A 17,554-nucleotide genomic window follows, 5' to 3' on the forward strand; every position below is an offset into this window, starting at 1 on the left:
TCCGGGAAAGTATCGACATGCTACTCTCCGTGTACTTCCACGATTCATCGCCGTGGATCGTACTGTCGGCACAGTCAGTGATGTCCTCAGAACACGCGGCTCCAGTATGACCGGAGTGCTGCACAGATCGGATCAAGGTGAGCGCGAGGGCCTCTATTTGACCCTCGGAGAACCTATCGTGAGTGAAAAGAATTGAAGCAGGGTCTGCCAATCTCTTGGATCGGGTGTTTGAGAGAGGCTTGAATGTTAGTGTTTATGATGATTTTCAAGATCTATTTTCTTAAATCAGGAAGGTTCATATGGGCGGGTCAGGAACTACCGCTGCATGGTAAGCCGTATCATTAGGAGGCTGGCGCAAGCCATACTCACAGTATACGTCGTGGTTACTCTCACGTTCGGGATGATCCGGCTGATGCCCGGCGGCCCGATGGACTACTTGCGAGGACAACTCATCCAGTCGACTGGCGGTCAAGTGAGTACCCAACAGATCAACCAACTCGTGGAGGCGTACACTAACGTCAATCCCGACCAACCGCTCTGGTCACAGTACATCGACTACGTAATCGAAATCGCGAGCGGGGACTTTGGCCGGTCGGTCGTGTACAACGACCCGGTTTCGCAGATTCTCGCCCAAGCGTTGCCGTGGACGCTCCTACTGATGGTGACGTCGCTATTCCTGATGTTCGTCGTCGGCGTCGGATTGGGTGCCGTGATGGCGTACCACGAGGGGGAGCGGGTCGACCTCGGTGGGACTCTCGCGGGTATCCTGCTCAACTCGATCCCCTACTACGTGGCCGGGATCCTTCTCGTGTACGTACTCGGCTACCAGCTGGAGTGGTTCCCGACCGGCGGACGGATGACTCAGTCGACGGTAGTCGGGTTCAACTACCCCTTCATCGCCGGCGTGTTCCACCATGCGGCGCTACCGATCGTTTCGCTAGTTATCACCGGCTTCGGCGGGTGGGCGCTCAGTATGCGTGGCAACAGTATCCGTATCCTCGGAGAGGACTATCTCCGTGTTGCCGAGTTGCGGGGACTGCCCTCACGGCGGATCTCCCTGTGGTACGTCGGTCGGAACGCGATTCTCCCGATGTACACGGGACTACTGATCAATATCGGATTCATCTTCGGTGGATCAGTTATTCTCGAACAGATCTTCCGATACCCCGGCGTCGGGTACTACCTCTACACTTCAATCGGGGCACGCGACTATCCGCTGATGATGGGCGGATTCCTCGTCATCACCATCACCGTCGCGATCGGTGTGTTCATCGCCGACGTGACGTACGGCTACATCGACCCGCGAGCCGGAGGGGAAGGCAATGAGTCATACTGAAACGACCGACGACGACAATCAGCCGGAAGAGGGTGAAAATTCGCTGTTTCAGGTCGAATCGGAGATCGAGCGGACACGGTCGGAACGGTACCGTCAGTGGTTCGAGACGTGGGTACTCGCGTCATGCCGGATTGCGTGGGGGGACTGGCGTATCCGAGTCGGATCTGCCATCCTGATCGCGTATATCCTGATGGGGACAGTCGGGGTACTGCTCACTGATCCGCCAACGATCGGCGAGGGGACACGTTTCATCGGGCCGTTCGAGAGCTGGCAGTTCCCGCTCGGGACCGACAACGTTGGACGGGGGATCATGGCCCAGATCGTCCACGCGACGCCGTGGATGCTCCAGATGGTGCTCGCGGGCGCAGTGTTCTCGACAATACTCGCAGTGGCCGTTGGTACTGTTTCGGGATACAAGCGCGGTACCGTCGACAGCGTGCTGATGACGATCACGGACATCGCGATGACGATTCCGGGCCTGCCACTCGTCATCGTTCTCTCGGTACTGCTCCAACCGCGGAATCCGCTCGTGATCGGGATCGTTCTCGCGATCAACGCTTGGGCTGGGCTGGCACGTTCGATCCGGTCGCAGGTACTCACCCTTCGAGAGGAGTCGTACATCGAAGCCTCACGGACCATCGGCGTTCCGACGTTCATCATCATCAGAGAAGACATCCTTCCAAATCTGATGCCCTACGTCGTGGTCAACTTCATTCAGGCGGGACGGAACGTGATCTTTGCATCGGTCGCGCTCTACTTCCTCGGCCTGCTCCCCACGTCGGGTCCGAACTGGGGTGTCATGATGAACCGAGCGTACACGACTGCAGGTGCGCTCTACACCGCGGAGACGGCGTACTGGTTGATCTTCCCGATGGTCACGGTTATCCTGCTCGTGCTCGGACTAATCTTGTTCGCACAGGGTACCGACCGACTGTTCAATCCCCGCGTCCGCGCCCGTCACGCGGGCGAGGGCAAGGGGATGAAAGCGACGACGGGCGACGACGAAGATACCACACAGGGGATGTTCTAGTTCATGAGAACACACCACTCACAGCAGACGACAGCATCGGAAGAGGATACGATCGTCACGGCACGCGACCTCTCGGTGTCGTACGACCTCGACCGGGGAGAGTCGCGCGTACTCGACGGCGTCGACGTCGACATCAGGCGCGGCGAGATCCTCGGTGTCGTCGGCGAGTCGGGGTCGGGCAAGTCGATGTTCGCCTCCGCGTTGCTCGATGCGGTCCCGGAACCGGGGTTCACGATGGGTGACATCCAGTACTATCCCGAGCGCAGTGAGACCATCGACGTACTCGACCAGACCGAGGAGGAACTCCGCCAGATGCGTTGGGAAGACATCGCGATGGTGTTCCAGGGCGCGATGGACTCGTGGAACCCGACGATCAGTATCGGGGACCACTTCGAAGAGACGCTGAAGGCACATCGCGTGCCGAAGGGAGAGGGGATGGAACGCGCGCGCCAACTCATCTCCGATGTCTATCTTGACCCCGATCGCGTGCTCAGTTCGTATCCACACGAGCTATCGGGCGGGATGAAACAGCGCGCGTTGATAGCACTCTCCCTGATCCTCGAACCGGAGGTGTTGGTGATGGACGAGCCGACGGCCGCACTCGACCTGCTGATGCAGCGGTCGATTATCGCGCTGCTATCCGATCTGCAGAAGGAGTACAATCTGACGATGGTATTCATCACACACGACCTCGAACTCGCGTCCGGACTCGCCGACCGTATCGCGGTGATGTATGCGTTCGGATTTTGTGAGATCGGACCCGCGAACAAGGTGATCAACAGTGGTGGTCACCCGTACACACGCGCGCTGATCAACTCGACGCCCAATCTCAACACACCGGTCGAGGAGATGGAACCGATCGAGGGTGAGAGCCCGGATCCGGTGAACGTCCCCGACGGCTGTTCGTATCACCCTCGCTGTCCGCTCTCGGACGAGCACTGCATCGAATCCGACCCCGCAATGAGACCAACACCGTCTGACGAACCTGACGCACCGCACGAGGCGACCTGTCACTACACCGATAAGGTCCCAGAGGAGATCCCGCTTCACATTGAGGGGGTGCACTACGATGAGCGGGAGTGACCGCACTCCCGACGACCGTGACGTGGTCGTCTCACTGGAGGACGTTAAGGTTCACTTCGAAACAGAGAGCGGGTTCTTCTCCGAGACCGAGACTGTCCAAGCTGTCAACGGCGTGAACCTCGACATCTACGAGAACGACGTGGTCGCGCTCATCGGCGAGTCTGGATGTGGGAAAACCACACTCGGCAAGACCGCTATTGGACTTCAGCGACCAACCGAGGGGAGCGTCAAGTACCGAGGGCAGGACATCTGGGAAGCACGCGACGACGGGAAGGGTGCAGAGATCCCGTTTGGGAACATCCGCCGGGCGCTCCAGATCATCCACCAAGACCCCGGGAGTTCGCTCAACCCCAATCGACGGGTACTGAACACACTCGAACGTCCGCTGAAAACGTGGTACTCAGACATGTCGACCGACGACCGCGAGGCGCGTATCTACGGGATGCTCGAACGCGTCGGCATGAAGCCCGCTGCCGATTACGCGGGACGTTACCCACATCAACTGAGTGGTGGCGAAAAACAGCGAGTCGCGTTGATCCGCGCACTGCTGATGAATCCCGACCTCATTCTAGCCGACGAGGCGGTCAGTGCACTCGACGTGAGTCTCCGAGTCGACATGATGGACCTGCTGCTCGAACTCCAAGAGCAGTTCAACACCTCGTTCCTGTTCATCAGCCACAACCTCTCCAACGCCCGGTACTTGACGAAGAAGACGGGGGGTCGAATCGGGATCATGTACTTAGGTCAGATGGTCGAGATCGGGCGAACTGAGCGCGTACTCAGCGCTCCACAACACCCGTATTCGAAGGTACTCCGGTGGGCCACGCCGGACCTCACCGACGGCGCGACGGACGTCTCGGAACCTCCGATTCGTGATATCGACATCCCCGATCCCGTCAACCCGCCATCCGGCTGTCGATTCCACACGAGATGCCCACAGGCGCACGAGGCGTGCGTTGAACAGGAACCGACGTTGGAAGAGGCAGCCGAACAGTCGAACAACGACTACGCCGCGGCGTGTTTCCGTGTCTACGACGAGAGCCACGACTACTGGCACACTCCACCGCTTGAGGGAGTCGAAGAGGCTCCTGATCCCGAGGAATTCCTGAAAGACGAGGGAGACAGTCGCGATCGGAGACAGAGAGATAACTGACTGCCTCTAATTCAATCTCTCTTCCTGTGATAGCGGGAAGGGGAAGGACAGTCCGTATCTTGGAGCGAGTTCGAGTCTTTCATTGAGCGGCCTGAACACCGCCGACCAGGTCACCTTTTATCCCACGATTGACGCTCTGCGCGTTCGATTTCCCGTTGTCTGAGCCGATAGAGCACAAACGAGACCGGGATCAACGTCACGACGACTAGTACAAGGTCAAGAACTACGACGACGTATCCGGGGTCAGAGGGATCGAGAGAGGCCACAGCTAACGCGACGATGGCAAGTAGACCAAACAGTAGGTCAGCAACTGCGATGCCGAACCAGAGAAAGCTGAAGCTCTCCATAACGTCCCAGAACTCCTCCCATGACCAACTTGACCCTGACATTAGTATTCATCCGTATCTGTGCGTCAACCCTCTTAATTCACATGTCTCCGCCGATCTCAGCTCTCAAACTCCCACCAAGCCTGTAGAGTCGACAGCTTTCGACATCCCATCAGCACGGATACCGAGCGTGTTCTGAATGTGAGAACGAACTCTCCGTTTCTGCATCCAAAATCCGTCTCCATTCACGGAAATTACAATACTAGTTGTGTAATTCTAAGCCAGATAGGATTCTACGCACGAGAACAATAGTCAATGGGCAGACTAGTTCAGTCTGAGGTCAACAGCTTCCAACCGGTGCTACATCTTTAGTTTCTCTAGCAGTATTTCAGTTACCCGATGGTTAGTTGCTTGTTCCTCACTCGTTTATCTCAATTATCTCCCGGAATAGTACAATCAAAAGCCTCGTTCAATCGGATTCTACAGCAGAGTGGCAACGCACCTTCATTTACCGCCTCACGACTAATCTTAGGGTTGTGGCTGGGGTGACTATCCCATGATCTGTTCACCATCTGAGTGATAGCTACCGATTTGATGGGAATCTCGTCCTCATCCTGCACTAAGGCTTATACGATTCAACAGCCACGTTGAACGGTTCAGTGAAGGACCTTCTCGGCGTCGCTGTAACAGTCCGTCGCGTTTCGCATCTTCCTCTTTCATACAAGATGGACAACTAGTATGGTCGCCATAGGTTTCGGATAGAGACGCCCCAAATTCATTTCTATAGCCCCGATATATAGAAACATACTAGAAAATATGGTTTTGTTTTCTGCACCCACCTATAAAGTCAGAGAGTATTCAAGCGAAACAGAGATTCTAATGCAAGTTCGGTATAAGAATACATTTGACCCTAGTTAGGTCTGTATGATTCTATAAGCGAGTCAGTAAAATCTCGCAATTGTCTTAACCGACAGTAGAGAACGGCGTCTCAAAATATTAGTTAACAATTTACACCGGGTGCCGTTTATATCTATATTCCCATATGAAGTAATGACCTACATCCTCCGAATAAAGAATCCACTTATTCAAATTCTGTATATGTAACTGGTACATGCTGTGACTCTGACGGCGCATTCCTCTTCCCAAGAATGAGGTCTTGATCAGCAACCACCGAAGACGTCAGTATTCCCTGCTGCGACTGGACCGACCCTGTCACTGCGCCCGCCTTGACCGTCGTTTACTCGGTGAGCTCTATCGAGTGATCGAGGCGTCTGAGGCCGAGGACGACTGGGAATTATCTGTGACGGATTGGATATCGAGTCCGAGCAGTCTCGCGAAGACGCTGGCCGACCACGAGTCCCATTTGGCGGTCACGATTGACCGCGACGGGCGTGTCAGTACGTATCGGACCGAGCCAGCTGGAACCGGCGCTGAACAAATCGGAGTTCGAGAGATCGAGGATCTCTTCGAACTCCCCTGTATGGCGAATATGGAGGAGCGGCTACACGAGAAGAAGCCTCCCTCCGCCATTTGTTGGTTCGTGTTCTCACTAAGTTGGAGATAGAGGGATCTATCGGGTATATGAGAATCGTTCACTGGAAATACTGGCCCCTCGACCAATCCTATCCGCCAAACGGCTGAGACTGTTCTAAGAGCTACTACTTGTCGTACGTGTCAGGAATCAGCACCACTCCGTGGAGGTCGAGTACGTCGCCGACGACGTCGCCGATGCACTCGAAATCGGGCGAAACCGCTGCCGCAGGTAGATAGAACTTCGTATTCTCCTTCTCACTCACGTCTGCGCCGGGCTTGGTCAGTTCGCTCATCGCAACTACCACTTACGGTTGTCCCTCCTTAGCCGCTAGCACGTACAACTTCGGGCTATTTAGTATGAAAGAATCTGTGTAATTGTTCCTGATGGACTAATGGACAAACGACGGCTTCGGACAGTCGACAGGCACGGGATGCTCCGGTGTGACTGCGAGTTGGGCCTTTCCGTTCATTCCACAGTTCCGCGTCAACACTTGCGTCGTTGCAAGAGGTAACATACCCCGATTCCGTACCTCGATCGATGTATTCTACGGCAGATTCTCCTCCTCGTCCACCGGCAATTGTTGCCCTAAAAACAACATTTAGGATATAAGTATATATTCACCCTAGTACTCACAGAACTATGTACGGAAAAGCATCCATATCCGAAAAAACTGGAGGTATCGAGGCTGTAACCGGGGTTCAGGTGGTCGAGCGATCCCACCCACCCGAGAGAGAATCGTGCCAATGTCAATAACTGCTAAAATCCACATCAGACACGACCGACTCGCGCTCGTTCCGACGCTACGTGCCCTCGACGACATAAAGATCAGAGTTATTTCTCAAGGAACGACCAATCCCGGGACGACCGTCTTTCCCTTCCTCGTCGAATGCGACGACCGGGCGTCACTAGAGAGAGCGCTGGACGACGATCCGACGGTCGCGAGCTACAAACTCGTCGACTGGGAGGACGGGAGCGGCATCTACTACATCGAGCACGCCGACGGAACGAAACTGATCAGCGCCGTCGTAACGGACGTCAACGGCTTCTTAGCCCACACGGAGACCAAGGGAAACGGTTGGCTCGTTCGGCTCCTTCTCCCCGACAAGGAGGCGCTCAACTCGGTGTGGCAGTACGCCCGCGAGAACGACATTTCGCTCGAGATAATCGAAATTTACGGAAACGAGAGCGCGGGAGGCGAAAGTTCGTACGGGCTCACCCTCGAACAGCGGGTCGCTCTCCGAACTGCCTACCAGAAAGGGCACTTTCAGGAACCGCGAGACATGTCGCTGACCGAAGTCGCCGAGGAGATGGGACTGTCGTCGACGGCGATGAGTGGTCGACTTCGGCGTGGAATGCGGAACCTCATCGCCGCGACGATCGCCGAACCGAAAGACGAAGAGTGAACGACGACGCTCAGAGAGGAGCTACGACCACCGAACCGGTTGGAATCGCTCCGCGCCGCTTCTCTCGACTCCGTTCACGGTACACCGAAAGCGGAGCGACAGCGCATCTATGGCCGAAACGAGCGATATTGTCTCCATCACGTACCGGACTCTGATTCCTGCACCCGAAGACGGCGACGGCCGGAGGTTCGTACCGAAGAACGACAGTGACCGCGGGCTCTCTGTGAAGATTGTGTTCCGGTGGTTACCCACTGTTCTTCCGGACGAAGAACGCCGAGCGGAATCGCCGCATCGTTCCAGTCGTCCGCTCGCTCGGTAACGGTCGAAGCTCCCAGTCGGGCGATTTGCGACGGGCGGAGCCACCGTATCTCCCGACGCCGCATCACGCTCGATGCGGCCGTTGAAGGGGGTGAATACCCCGGAGGGGATATAAAGGACAGACGTGTTCAACACTGTCTTTTATCTAGGTTTACCCTGTTGGATTGAGTGCTATGACAGAGGATGCCGAACACCCGAACCATCCGGGTGTCGACCAGTCGGACCGCGTACTGCCACGAAACCTCCGCCAGAGCGGCGACCCGGGTATCCAGATGCTCGTCTCGACCCGCGTGCGGAAGTCACCGTTCTTCGACAAGTCGTTCAACGAGGAGGGCGCCTGGCGCTGTACGGTGTACAACCGAACGTACCACCCGCGCGGCCTCGTCGAGCCCGAAGAGGGCGGTGCGATGGCCGAGTACGAGGCGCTGACCGAGAAGGTCACCCTCTGGGACGTCGCCGTCGAGCGGCAGATTCGCGTGAAGGGACCGGACGCCGAAGCGCTCACCGACTACGTCATCACGCGTGACGCCACCGAAATTGACACGATGAAGGGCAAGTACGTCATCCTCTGCAACGAGGACGGCGGCGTTCTCAACGACCCGATCCTGCTCCGCGTCGAGGACGACGAGTTCTGGTTCTCGATTTCGGACTCCACGCTCATGCAGTGGCTGCAGGGCGTCAACGTCGGGAAGGACTTCGACGTCGAGATCGACGAGATCGACGTCGCCCCGATGCAGATTCAGGGTCCGCTCTCCGAGGACGTGATGATCGACGTCGTCGGCGAGGAGGTCAGCGAGATCGCCTACTACGGTCTGATGGACGCCGAGATCAACGGCTGCGACGTGCTGGTGAGTCAGACCGGATTCTCGGGCGAGAAAGGCTTCGAGATCTACGTCAAGGACGCGATGGAGAACGCCGAACGCGTCTGGGACCCGGTGCTCGACACCGTCAAAGAGCACGGCGGGATGCAGATCGCCCCGGGTCACCACCGCCGAATCGCGGCCGGGATCCTCTCGTGGGGCCAAGACATGGACCACGAGACCTCGCCGTTCCAGGTGAATCTGGGGTACCAGGTTCCCGACGACAAGGAAGGCGACTACATCGGCAAGGAGGCGCTGGAGGAGCAGAAAGAACAGATCGAGAGCGGCGAGTACCCGTTCAACCTCAAGATGGTCGGCCTCAAGATGGCCGGCGAACCGATCCGCGACTACGCGCCGGACTTCTGGATCGTCTCCGACCCCGACACGGACGAGGAGTGCGGGTACATGACGTCGCCGTGGTGGAACCCCGAACTCGAGACGAACATCGGCCTCGGGTTCGTTCCCGCGGAGAAACTCCAGAACGAGACCGGAGCGGAACTCAACGACGAGATCTACGAGGAGGACCTCGACATCGAGTTCGAGGTGCACCTCCCTGAAGAGTACTCCGAAGAGGGCGACGAACCCGTCTACGCCACGGTCGCCGAGGTTCCGTTCAAGGAGTCCGTCAACCCGAGCGCCCGCGAACAGGCGAAACTCAGCGCGGCGCAGGAAGCCAGCGACGACTGATCGAGCGAGACCGAGGCGACCCGCGCCGCGTTCGACGCGGAACCGACATCGCCCGGCCGTCCACTTTTCTCTTTTTCGACCGTGAGCCGCGGGACCCGGGTGCGCTCGGTGCGGACTGAGTCGGATGTCGACCAGCGTGAGGTGCCGAGAAACAGAACGTCGCGCTCGCCCGGCACGCCTTTGGCGGGCGTGGCCCACTCGACCGATATGGGGGACGACTTCGCGATCGTTGACCCGACGGACGTATCGAAAACGTCGTTTCAGACCTGCGAGACCGAGGTCAAAATGCTCACCGAACCCCTCGGAGCGACCGAACTACGCGTCAACCAGGTGTTCGTCGACCCCGGCGAGGTGGCCACGCCCCACACCCACGAGGGACAAGAGGAGGTGTTCGTGGCGATGACTGGTGGGGAGATCGAAATCGAAGGGGACCTGCACGCCGTCCCGGCGGGCGGCGTCGTCCGCGTCGGCGAGGACGTCGTCAGGAACCTCTGTAATCGCACCGGCGAGTCGACGCAGGTCTGGCTCGCACTCGGCGCACCGCCGGTGGGCACCGCCGAGGATTTCGGCGCCTACGTCGTCGCCGACGGTGACGACGAGGACGACACCAGTAGCGTAGACGAGACCCGCTGAGGCGAGCCGACGCCCCGGGGGACCGTTTCACTTCACGACCGACTCTCCGGCGCTCAGTCGTACAGCGGGTGCCGCGCGGCAAGGTCGTTCACGCGGTCGCTCACGTCGGCGACGACGTCCTCCGTCGGCGACTCGACGATTTCGGCGACGATTTCGGCCACTTCCCGACAGGCGTCCTCGTCGAATCCGCGGGTCGTCAGGGCCGGCGTCCCCGCCCGGATCCCCGACGGGTTGAACGCCGACCGCGTCTCGCCGGGAACGGTGTTCGCGTTCAGGACGATCCCCGCCTCCTCTAAGGCGGACTCGACCTCTTTCCCCGTCGTGTCGGGGTGTGACGGCCGGAGGTCCACGAGCACGAGGTGGTTGTCGGTGCCGCCGGAGACCAGGCTGAGCCCGCGTTCCTGTAGGCGCTCGCCGAACGCCTGCGCGTTGTCGACGGTCTGTTTCGCGTACGTCTCGAACCCGGGATCCAGCGCCTCGCCGAATCCGACGGCCTTGCCGGCGACGTTGTGCATCGCCGGACCCCCCTGGGTACCGGGGAAGACGGCCTTGTCGACGGCGTCGGCGTGCTCCTCGGAAGTCATGATGATGCCGCCGCGACCGGAGCGAATGGTCTTGTGCGTCGACCCCGTCACGAAGTCGGCGACGCCCACCGGGGACTCGTGCACGCCCGCGGCGACCAATCCGGTGATGTGCGCGATGTCCGCGAGGTGGTACGCCCCGACGGCGTCGGCGGTCGTCTGGACCCGCTCGAAATCGACTTCGCGGGGGTACGCGGAGTATCCCGAGACGATCACGTCCGGGTCGAACGACTCGGCTATCTCCCGAAGTCCCTCGTAGTCGACGTACCCCGTCTCCGGGTCGACCTCGTACTGCTCGACGTCGTACACCTGCCCGGCGAAGTTCGCCGGGTGGCCGTGACTCAGGTGGCCGCCGTGCGTGAGGTCGAGCGAGAGAATCTTGTCGCCCGGGTCGAGCATCGCCAGGTAGACGGCCATGTTCGCCTGCGACCCGGAGTGGGGTTGGACGTTCACGTGCTCGGCGCCCCAGAGCTCCTTCGCGCGGTCGATCGCCAACTGCTCGATTCCGTCGGCGACCTCGCAGCCACCGTAGTAGCGCTCGCCCGGATAGCCCTCGGCGTAGTTGTTGGTCAACTCGGAGCTCTGGGCCTCCATGACGGCTTCGGAGACGTGGTTCTCGCTGGCGATCATCGCCAGCGTGCCGTTCTGTCTGGCTCGTTCCTCTTCGAGCAGTTCGGCGGCGGTCGAATCCGTCTCGCGGACGGTGTCGTACGACATGCGTAGGTCTCCGAACCGCCGCCTAATAGTCTATCCGCAGACATGACCTGACGGACGGTCGACCGGTCGTGTTTGAAGCGCGCGAACGAGCGGACGACGCGTCCCCGGAGGTAGCTCGTCGACCCGCGGTGCGACGGCGCGAGACGGTTACCGCTCGAGACGTTCGAGCCGCCAGGACTCGAGGTCCGCCGTCTGGTTGAACGCGTAGATGTGGAGGCCGCGGATGTCGTACGCCTCGTTGGCGACGTAGGGAGCGAGGCCGTCGATCAGTTTGTCCGGCTTGTACGTCCCGCGGGAGCCGACGAGTTGGCGGACAAATCCGAGGATTCCGGTCGTCTTCTTCAGGAACTGGATCGAGTCGCCGACGCCGACCTTCTGTGAGATTTCGAGCAGCCGCTGGTACTTCATCACGCCCGGAATGCCGACCTCGACCGGCAGGTCGACCCCGCGGTCGCGCACCTCCGATATCCACTCGAGCACCGTCTCGGGGTCGTAGCAGAGCTGCGTGACGATGTACGTCGCGTAGGGTTCCTTGCGCACCATCGACTCTCGGAGGGTCTCGTCGTCCAAGAAGGCGTGACCCTCGGGATATCCCGTGATGCCGACTTCCTCGAACTCGTACTCGGTCTCCTCGAGCGCCGTGAGGAGGTCGTACGCCGACTCGAAGTCGCCGGCCGGTTCCTCGCGGTCGCCGCCGGGAACGAAGATGTCCGTGACGCCCGCCTCGGTGAGTCGGCGGGCGATCTCCGCCAGGTGCTCTCGGTCCTCCACGTAGCGGGCGGCGACGTGCGGAACGACCTCGTATCCCCGTTCGGCCGCCATCTCGGTCTTCTCGACGGTGCGGTCGATGCCGAGTTGGGGCGACGTCGTGATGGCGATCGTCGCCCCGTCCGGGAGATGAGCGATTTCCTCGTCGAAACTCTCGAACGGCATGAGTTCGTAGCGGGTGTTCCCGAGGAGAAGTTCCACGTTGCTGACGTCGTCGACCGTTTTCGACTCGGATTTCAAGGACATCGCTTGTGCCAAGGATTGGTGTGGAATCACTTCCCTTTGCGGGTGACTCACAGCACCCATTTAAGTTGACCGACGACGCCGAGCGACCGGCGGGTTCGGAGCGTTGGTTGCGCGGACCGCAGCGACGGATCGGGGGCGGCGGTCGGCCTACGCGCTCCCGGCGCTCCGGCGGATCTGTTCGGCGACGTCCTCGTGCGATATCTCCTGTCGTCGCCCCGCCGGGAGCCGTCTGGGGACGAAGTCGAGTAGGTCCAACTGTCGGAGGAGTTCCCGCGCGTCCTCCTGTTCGAGGTCGAGCCGCCGCGCGAACCCGTACAGGGTCACCGAGACGGTGACCGCGTCGACCACGTCCGGGATCTGAACGCTGTTCGGCAGCCCGATTCCGTCGGTGACGAGTTTCTCCGCACCGACCGCGTCGGGGGACGGTTCGGACGAGGAATCTTCCTCCGACTCCCATTCCTCGTCGGGGTCCGTTCCCGACGAGTCGGGAACCGTGCTCTGCGCCGTGGACGGGTCGGACTCGGGTTTCGGGCCGTCCGGTTCGCCGGTACCGGGTTCCCGGAGTTGGGACTCTCCGCTCTCCGACTCTTCGGTCCGGGGAACCGTATCGTAGGTGGTCGGGGAGTGGATATCGGCCTCGATCATGTACCGTCTGACGGTCTCCGAGGTGACGTCCATCTCGATTAGTCGCGTCATCTCGGTGAACGTTTCGCACCGTTCGTAGAGTCGCTCTAAGTACTCGACGTCCTCGCACGGGAGGACCGACTCGTCCCGAACCGCCGCGAGTTCCTCGGCCGCGGACGGCGATGCCGTCGGTCCGTCACCGCCGCGCTCGTCTGCCTCGGTTCGGTCTTCCCCCGTCCCGTCGCCACCGCCGAACGCCTCGACACCGTTCTCGGCCGTTCTCTCGATGCTATCCGAACTCTCGCCGGCCGCTAGCTGGGTTCCGTCCGCACCTACGTCCGTCTCGGCGTCAGCGTCGTCCGTCGAAACCATCCCCGAGGCGTCGGTCAGCGGCTCGATGACGACTCCGACGGTGAGTACGAGTTCGCCGTCGTCGGTGCTCGATGCTCCCCGGACATCGGCGTCGACGGACGCTCCGTGGTGTTCTACGACGTCTGCGAGGTTCGACGCGGAGAACGAAACCTCGACGCCGCCTTCGTCGTCGACCGACGCCGACTCGGCGACGAGCGTCGGCCTCTGTCCGCCCGCTGAACCAAGGACTGCGGCCGAAACGGTGATTGTCGCCCGAACCGCTCGGTCGTCGTCCGTCGTCGTCTCGACCGCTCGTACCGACCCCCCTTCTGACTCGTACCGCTCGACGATTCGAGAGAGAAGGTCGAAGCAGGTTCCGAGTGACATGCGTTGATAGAACATAGCATACTATCAAGCATAATCGTACGTGGGGAACAGCCCACCCTTTTACTATCCCTCCGTGGAAGAAAACCTATCAATCATCGAGAGAGCCGAATCACCCCTCCTCGCGAAACCGACGGCCCCTGAACGCTATCGCACGCTGATTCGCACAGCTATCCGGCATCGGTTCCATCGAAATCAACAACAGGGTGAGAAGCTTAGAACTCACCCGAGTTCACGGTCTCGGCCCTTCTACTCACTCGCAAAATAAATTCGCTATCTCTAGGACGAATCCGGGCACTCCCGGATACATCCGTTCGAAGCGTACTTGCGACCGAATTGAGACGCCTCCGATCGGGACATAGAACGCCGGAACGCCGACAACGACGTTGGCTCACCGGAGTGCAGGAACGGTGGTAATAAATATCAGTTCTTCACGCTCACATTCGCGGAAAACGGGCTTAGACACGGGAAGACAAACGATAGGACCCGTTCTCGAGCGCTCGAAATCCGAGAGGACGCAGGTCGAAGCTCACCGCCCCGAAACCGAACCTCGACCGGATGGAGATGCGGTGAATACCCGCGGAGTTCGCTCCGTCTCGACCCTTTCGACGCCTTCTACTCCGCAGACTGCGAACTGCGCGGGGAGCACACCAGCGGCTGACGGGTGGTACTCCGCCGCGCAGTTGCGAAGCGCACCGCTTCTCGGTGCGCTCTGCGGTTCTGTGATCCGAATGAGTTTTCGAGAATTCTTCTACCGGAAGAAGATCAGTCGTACGTCCCACTTATCGCACGACGCGTCCTGACCGCAGCGGCGTTCTCCGCGACGTCGTGAACGCGAACGACGTCCGCCCCTCGATCGGCCGCGATTGCTGTGGTCGCTATCGTGGGTGGTAGTCGTTCGGTGGAACTGCAGTCGACGCGCTCGAACATGGACTTGTGCGAATGGCCGATCAGGATGGGACATCCGAGAGCGCGTAGCTCCCCTAGCCTGTCGACCAACTCGAAGGAGTCTGCGGCGGATTTCCCGAATCCCAGCCCGGGGTCCACGATAATCTGCTCGCGATTCAGCCCCGCCTTTTCGGCGAGCAACACCCGTTCGTTGAGCTCTCGGACGACGTCTTCGACGACGTCGTCGTACGCTACCGCGTGGTTCGGATCCACGGGCGTGTCCACGCTGTGCGTGATGACGGTCGGCACGCCGTGGTCGGCGGCGACGAATCGCATCTCCGGATCCGCCAGTCCGGAGACGTCGTTGATCATGTCTGCACCCGCATCTAAGGCGGCGTCCGCGACGGCAGCCCGTCTCGTGTCGACAGAGATCGGCACCTCGACGTCGGAAATACGCTCGATGACCGGGACGACGCGTTCGATCTCCTCTTCGACCGCGACCGGTTCGGCCCCTGGTCGGGTGCTCTCTCCGCCGATGTCGACGACGTCCGCGCCCGAGGAGATCATCTCGCGGGTCCGTCGGACGGCGTCCTCGACTCGGCCGTACCGGCCGCCGTCGTGGAAGCTGTCCGGCGTCACGTTCAGAACTCCCATGACCGCTGTGTCGGCGTCCCACGGACGCTCGCCGGCTGTCTCCTCCCTATCGATGGTCTCTCTGAACCGGTCCAGCGTGTGCGAGAGTCCCAGTTCACCGCGGCGCTCCGCGTCGGAGAGACGCTCGTACTGGGCGGTGGTTCCGGACAGGACTGCGGGAACGTGTCTGTCCGAGGAACCAGCTTTCGAGAGGACGCACGTTCCGCCGATCCGTTGCATCAGCCGCTGTAAGTACTCCGCCTGTTCGTCGTACAGCCACGTCTTGAACGTGTGCGTGGCGACGTCTCCGACGAACTCCTCGTCGGCGGACGCCTCTGCGAGAACGGAGCGCGCGGCGTCGGACGTCCGCACCCGCTTCGGAATCTGAAGCCGCGTCCAGCGATTGCGAGCTTCGGCGACGACGTACAACGAACCCGTGACTAGCACGCAGTCGTCCTCGTCAGCCGCGTCGAGTGCCCGCTCGACGGCCGTCTGGACCGTTTCGTCCCGTCTGATCTCGGCTGAACGCGACGCGAACGCGTCCGAGAGTGCGTCGAAGGAGGCGGCCCGACTCACGTCCGGTCGACAGAGGCGAATCACGTCGGCTCCGGGGAGTGCATCCGACATCTCCGCGTGGTCCTTCTCCGTCATGGCCCCGAAGACGAGGTGTGTCTCGTCGAACTCGTACCGGTCGAGGAGGTCTGCGACGGTTCGACACGCGGCCGGGTTGTGAGCGCCGTCGAGGATCACGAGCGGGTCGGTGGACAGTATCTCGAACCGACCCGGCCAGTGGGTGCTGCGGAGACCCCGTTCGATAACCGGGGCATCGACGTCCGAAACCCGCCGGGCGAGCGTCGCCGCGACTCCGGCGTTCGTGGCCTGATGTTTTCCGGGCAGCGGGAGGTTCGCGGCGACGTCCCAGTCCGGACCGACGATGGAGACGGAGGTTTCGATACGCGAGGGCATCTCCCCCTCTCGAGCGACGACGTCGGTCTCCGTATCGCCCACCGTGAGAACGTCCGTTTCCGCTCGGATCGCTTCGAGCGCTTCGCCGTCCGCGCTCGTCACGAGTCGTTCCCCGTCGGGTGCGACCTGCGCCTTGTCCCGCGCGATTTCCTGAACGGTCTCGCCGAGGATGTCGGTGTGCTCCAAGCTCACGTTCGTGACCGCACTCGCCACCGGGTCGACCACGCTTGTCGCGTCGTGCCGACCGCCGATACCGACCTCCAGAACCGCCACGTCGACGTCCTCGGTTCCGAAGTACTGGAGTGCGAGTACGGTGAGCACTTCGAAGTAGGTGGGACAGTCGTCTTCGTCCCGCAGACGGGAGATACACGGTTCGATCTCCTCGACGAACGACCCGACGCGGTCTTTCGGTACTTTCCGCCCGTTGATCCGAACGCGCTCGCGAAAGTCGTTCAAGTCCGGGGACGTGTAGAGTCCGACGTCGAGACCCGCCTCTCGCAGTATCCGTTCGAGCATCACCGCCGTGCTTCCCTTCCCGTTCGACCCCGCTATCTGGACGTGGTCGACGCGTTCGTGAGGGTCCCCGAGAGCAGACAGCATTCTGGCGGTCGTCTCCGTTCCGAGCTTCGGTCGGGAGCGGTTCAAGCTCTCCAGATAGTCGACTGCCTCGTGGTAGTCCATACCACGTAGGAACGCCGTGTCTGTATTAATTTGTTGCCACACCTATAGCCGGACGAAAGGGCTCAGTGGCGAGTGTGTGTTCTCTGCGCGCCGCTTCGGGCGTTCGCCGCGCTGTCCGATGTTCTCTATATATCAACCCATTCATGTGATGTGCTCCGAAACACAACGTATCCCAGTGCTAGCAGGAGAAACAAGCTTAATGAGCGGAGACGCAGAAAAACGGCGTGAATGCCCGACACAGAGACACGGAGGTCCGCGTCACCGGACTACGACCCGTTACCCGGTGAGCAGACGGACTCTACCTCCGACAGATCGACTCGTCGAAAGGGACCGGAACAGACGGTAGCGGCCG

Annotated in this window: 13 protein-coding genes and 1 pseudogene; 8 read left to right on the top strand and 6 right to left on the bottom strand. The window is 60.4% G+C overall.

Annotated features, from left to right (window positions below):
- The first annotated feature begins 325 nt into the window (after window positions 1-325).
- From NDI79_RS16355 to NDI79_RS16370, 4 genes are read left to right on the top strand one after another with little or no spacing between them, the layout of a single operon-like run.
- Window positions 326-1,336 carry an ABC transporter permease gene (locus NDI79_RS16355; protein ID WP_310929686.1) on the top strand — a complete coding sequence of 337 codons (1,011 nt, stop codon included), beginning with the start codon at window positions 326-328 and terminating at the stop codon, window positions 1,334-1,336.
- Complete coding sequence (locus NDI79_RS16360) at window positions 1,323-2,366, top strand: ABC transporter permease (protein ID WP_310929687.1); 1,044 nt, start codon at window positions 1,323-1,325, stop codon at window positions 2,364-2,366. The genes NDI79_RS16355 and NDI79_RS16360 overlap by 14 nt, the downstream gene beginning before the upstream one ends.
- 3 nt (window positions 2,367-2,369) lie before the next feature.
- Entirely contained in the window at window positions 2,370-3,449 is a 1,080-nt protein-coding gene (locus NDI79_RS16365) for an ABC transporter ATP-binding protein (RefSeq protein WP_310929689.1), read from the top strand.
- Window positions 3,436-4,602 carry an ABC transporter ATP-binding protein gene (locus tag NDI79_RS16370; RefSeq protein WP_310929691.1) on the top strand — a complete coding sequence of 389 codons (1,167 nt, stop codon included), beginning with the start codon at window positions 3,436-3,438 and terminating at the stop codon, window positions 4,600-4,602. The genes NDI79_RS16365 and NDI79_RS16370 overlap by 14 nt, the downstream gene beginning before the upstream one ends.
- A 110-nt stretch (window positions 4,603-4,712) precedes the next feature.
- Here NDI79_RS16370 and NDI79_RS16375 read toward each other — a convergent pair whose 3' ends face one another.
- On the bottom strand, window positions 4,713-4,991 hold the full coding sequence (locus NDI79_RS16375) for a hypothetical protein (RefSeq protein WP_310929693.1): 279 nt from the start codon (window positions 4,989-4,991) through the stop codon (window positions 4,713-4,715).
- 1,183 nt (window positions 4,992-6,174) lie between these two features.
- On the opposite strand from NDI79_RS16375, the pseudogene NDI79_RS16380 reads away from it, so the two are divergent.
- Window positions 6,175-6,447, top strand: a pseudogene (locus NDI79_RS16380) (primase-associated protein); the annotation flags it as partial.
- A 139-nt stretch (window positions 6,448-6,586) separates the two neighbouring features.
- Here NDI79_RS16380 and NDI79_RS16385 read toward each other — a convergent pair.
- Complete coding sequence (locus tag NDI79_RS16385; RefSeq protein ID WP_310929695.1) at window positions 6,587-6,754, bottom strand: hypothetical protein; 168 nt, start codon at window positions 6,752-6,754, stop codon at window positions 6,587-6,589.
- Window positions 6,755-7,205: 451 nt separating this feature from the next.
- Here NDI79_RS16385 and NDI79_RS16390 point away from each other — a divergent pair, with 451 nt between their 5' ends.
- The 3 genes from NDI79_RS16390 (at window position 7,206) to NDI79_RS16400 (ending at window position 10,363) form a co-directional block, all read left to right on the top strand.
- Window positions 7,206-7,865: a helix-turn-helix domain-containing protein gene (locus tag NDI79_RS16390; RefSeq protein ID WP_310929696.1), complete on the top strand. Its 660-nt coding sequence runs from the start codon at window positions 7,206-7,208 to the stop codon at window positions 7,863-7,865.
- A 491-nt stretch (window positions 7,866-8,356) separates the two neighbouring features.
- Window positions 8,357-9,730 carry an aminomethyltransferase family protein gene (locus tag NDI79_RS16395; RefSeq protein ID WP_310929697.1) on the top strand — a complete coding sequence of 458 codons (1,374 nt, stop codon included), beginning with the start codon at window positions 8,357-8,359 and terminating at the stop codon, window positions 9,728-9,730.
- Window positions 9,731-9,937: 207 nt separating this feature from the next.
- Complete coding sequence (locus NDI79_RS16400; RefSeq protein ID WP_310929698.1) at window positions 9,938-10,363, top strand: cupin domain-containing protein; 426 nt, start codon at window positions 9,938-9,940, stop codon at window positions 10,361-10,363.
- Window positions 10,364-10,416: 53 nt separating this feature from the next.
- Here NDI79_RS16400 and glyA read toward each other — a convergent pair whose 3' ends face one another.
- The 4 genes from glyA to folP all read right to left on the bottom strand — a co-directional run bounded on the left by glyA (window position 10,417) and on the right by folP (window position 17,202).
- Window positions 10,417-11,661 (bottom strand): serine hydroxymethyltransferase, encoded by a 1,245-nt coding sequence (gene glyA, locus NDI79_RS16405; RefSeq protein ID WP_310929699.1) that lies wholly within the window; start codon window positions 11,659-11,661, stop codon window positions 10,417-10,419.
- Window positions 11,662-11,808: 147 nt separating this feature from the next.
- Entirely contained in the window at window positions 11,809-12,675 is an 867-nt protein-coding gene (locus NDI79_RS16410; protein WP_310929700.1) for a methylenetetrahydrofolate reductase, read from the bottom strand.
- Window positions 12,676-12,822: 147 nt separating this feature from the next.
- The gene (locus NDI79_RS16415; protein WP_310929701.1) at window positions 12,823-14,037 is read right to left on the bottom strand and encodes a DUF8073 domain-containing protein; all 1,215 of its coding nucleotides are present in this window, start codon (window positions 14,035-14,037) and stop codon (window positions 12,823-12,825) included.
- 762 nt (window positions 14,038-14,799) lie between these two features.
- A complete protein-coding gene (gene folP, locus NDI79_RS16420; protein ID WP_310929702.1) occupies window positions 14,800-17,202 on the bottom strand; it encodes a dihydropteroate synthase in 2,403 nt (800 codons plus the stop codon).
- Window positions 17,203-17,554: the final 352 nt, after the last annotated feature.

Origin of the sequence: Halogeometricum sp. S3BR5-2 (assembly GCF_031624635.1) — an archaeon.
In the GTDB taxonomy this organism is placed as follows: domain Archaea; phylum Halobacteriota; class Halobacteria; order Halobacteriales; family Haloferacaceae; genus Halogeometricum; species Halogeometricum luteum.

What these genes read in the sequence shown, in the direction of transcription:
- NDI79_RS16355 (WP_310929686.1), top strand. Translation starts at nt 326, where the DNA reads ATGGTAAGCCGTATCATTAGGAGGCTGGCGCAAGCCATACTCACAGTA.
- NDI79_RS16360 (WP_310929687.1), top strand. Translation starts at nt 1,323, where the DNA reads ATGAGTCATACTGAAACGACCGACGACGACAATCAGCCGGAAGAGGGT.
- NDI79_RS16365 (WP_310929689.1), top strand. Translation starts at nt 2,370, where the DNA reads ATGAGAACACACCACTCACAGCAGACGACAGCATCGGAAGAGGATACG.
- NDI79_RS16370 (WP_310929691.1), top strand. Translation starts at nt 3,436, where the DNA reads ATGAGCGGGAGTGACCGCACTCCCGACGACCGTGACGTGGTCGTCTCA.
- NDI79_RS16375 (WP_310929693.1), bottom strand. Translation starts at nt 4,991, where the DNA reads ATGTCAGGGTCAAGTTGGTCATGGGAGGAGTTCTGGGACGTTATGGAG.
- NDI79_RS16385 (WP_310929695.1), bottom strand. Translation starts at nt 6,754, where the DNA reads ATGAGCGAACTGACCAAGCCCGGCGCAGACGTGAGTGAGAAGGAGAAT.
- NDI79_RS16390 (WP_310929696.1), top strand. Translation starts at nt 7,206, where the DNA reads ATGTCAATAACTGCTAAAATCCACATCAGACACGACCGACTCGCGCTC.
- NDI79_RS16395 (WP_310929697.1), top strand. Translation starts at nt 8,357, where the DNA reads ATGACAGAGGATGCCGAACACCCGAACCATCCGGGTGTCGACCAGTCG.
- NDI79_RS16400 (WP_310929698.1), top strand. Translation starts at nt 9,938, where the DNA reads ATGGGGGACGACTTCGCGATCGTTGACCCGACGGACGTATCGAAAACG.
- glyA (WP_310929699.1), bottom strand. Translation starts at nt 11,661, where the DNA reads ATGTCGTACGACACCGTCCGCGAGACGGATTCGACCGCCGCCGAACTG.
- NDI79_RS16410 (WP_310929700.1), bottom strand. Translation starts at nt 12,675, where the DNA reads ATGTCCTTGAAATCCGAGTCGAAAACGGTCGACGACGTCAGCAACGTG.
- NDI79_RS16415 (WP_310929701.1), bottom strand. Translation starts at nt 14,037, where the DNA reads ATGTCACTCGGAACCTGCTTCGACCTTCTCTCTCGAATCGTCGAGCGG.
- folP (WP_310929702.1), bottom strand. Translation starts at nt 17,202, where the DNA reads ATGGACTACCACGAGGCAGTCGACTATCTGGAGAGCTTGAACCGCTCC.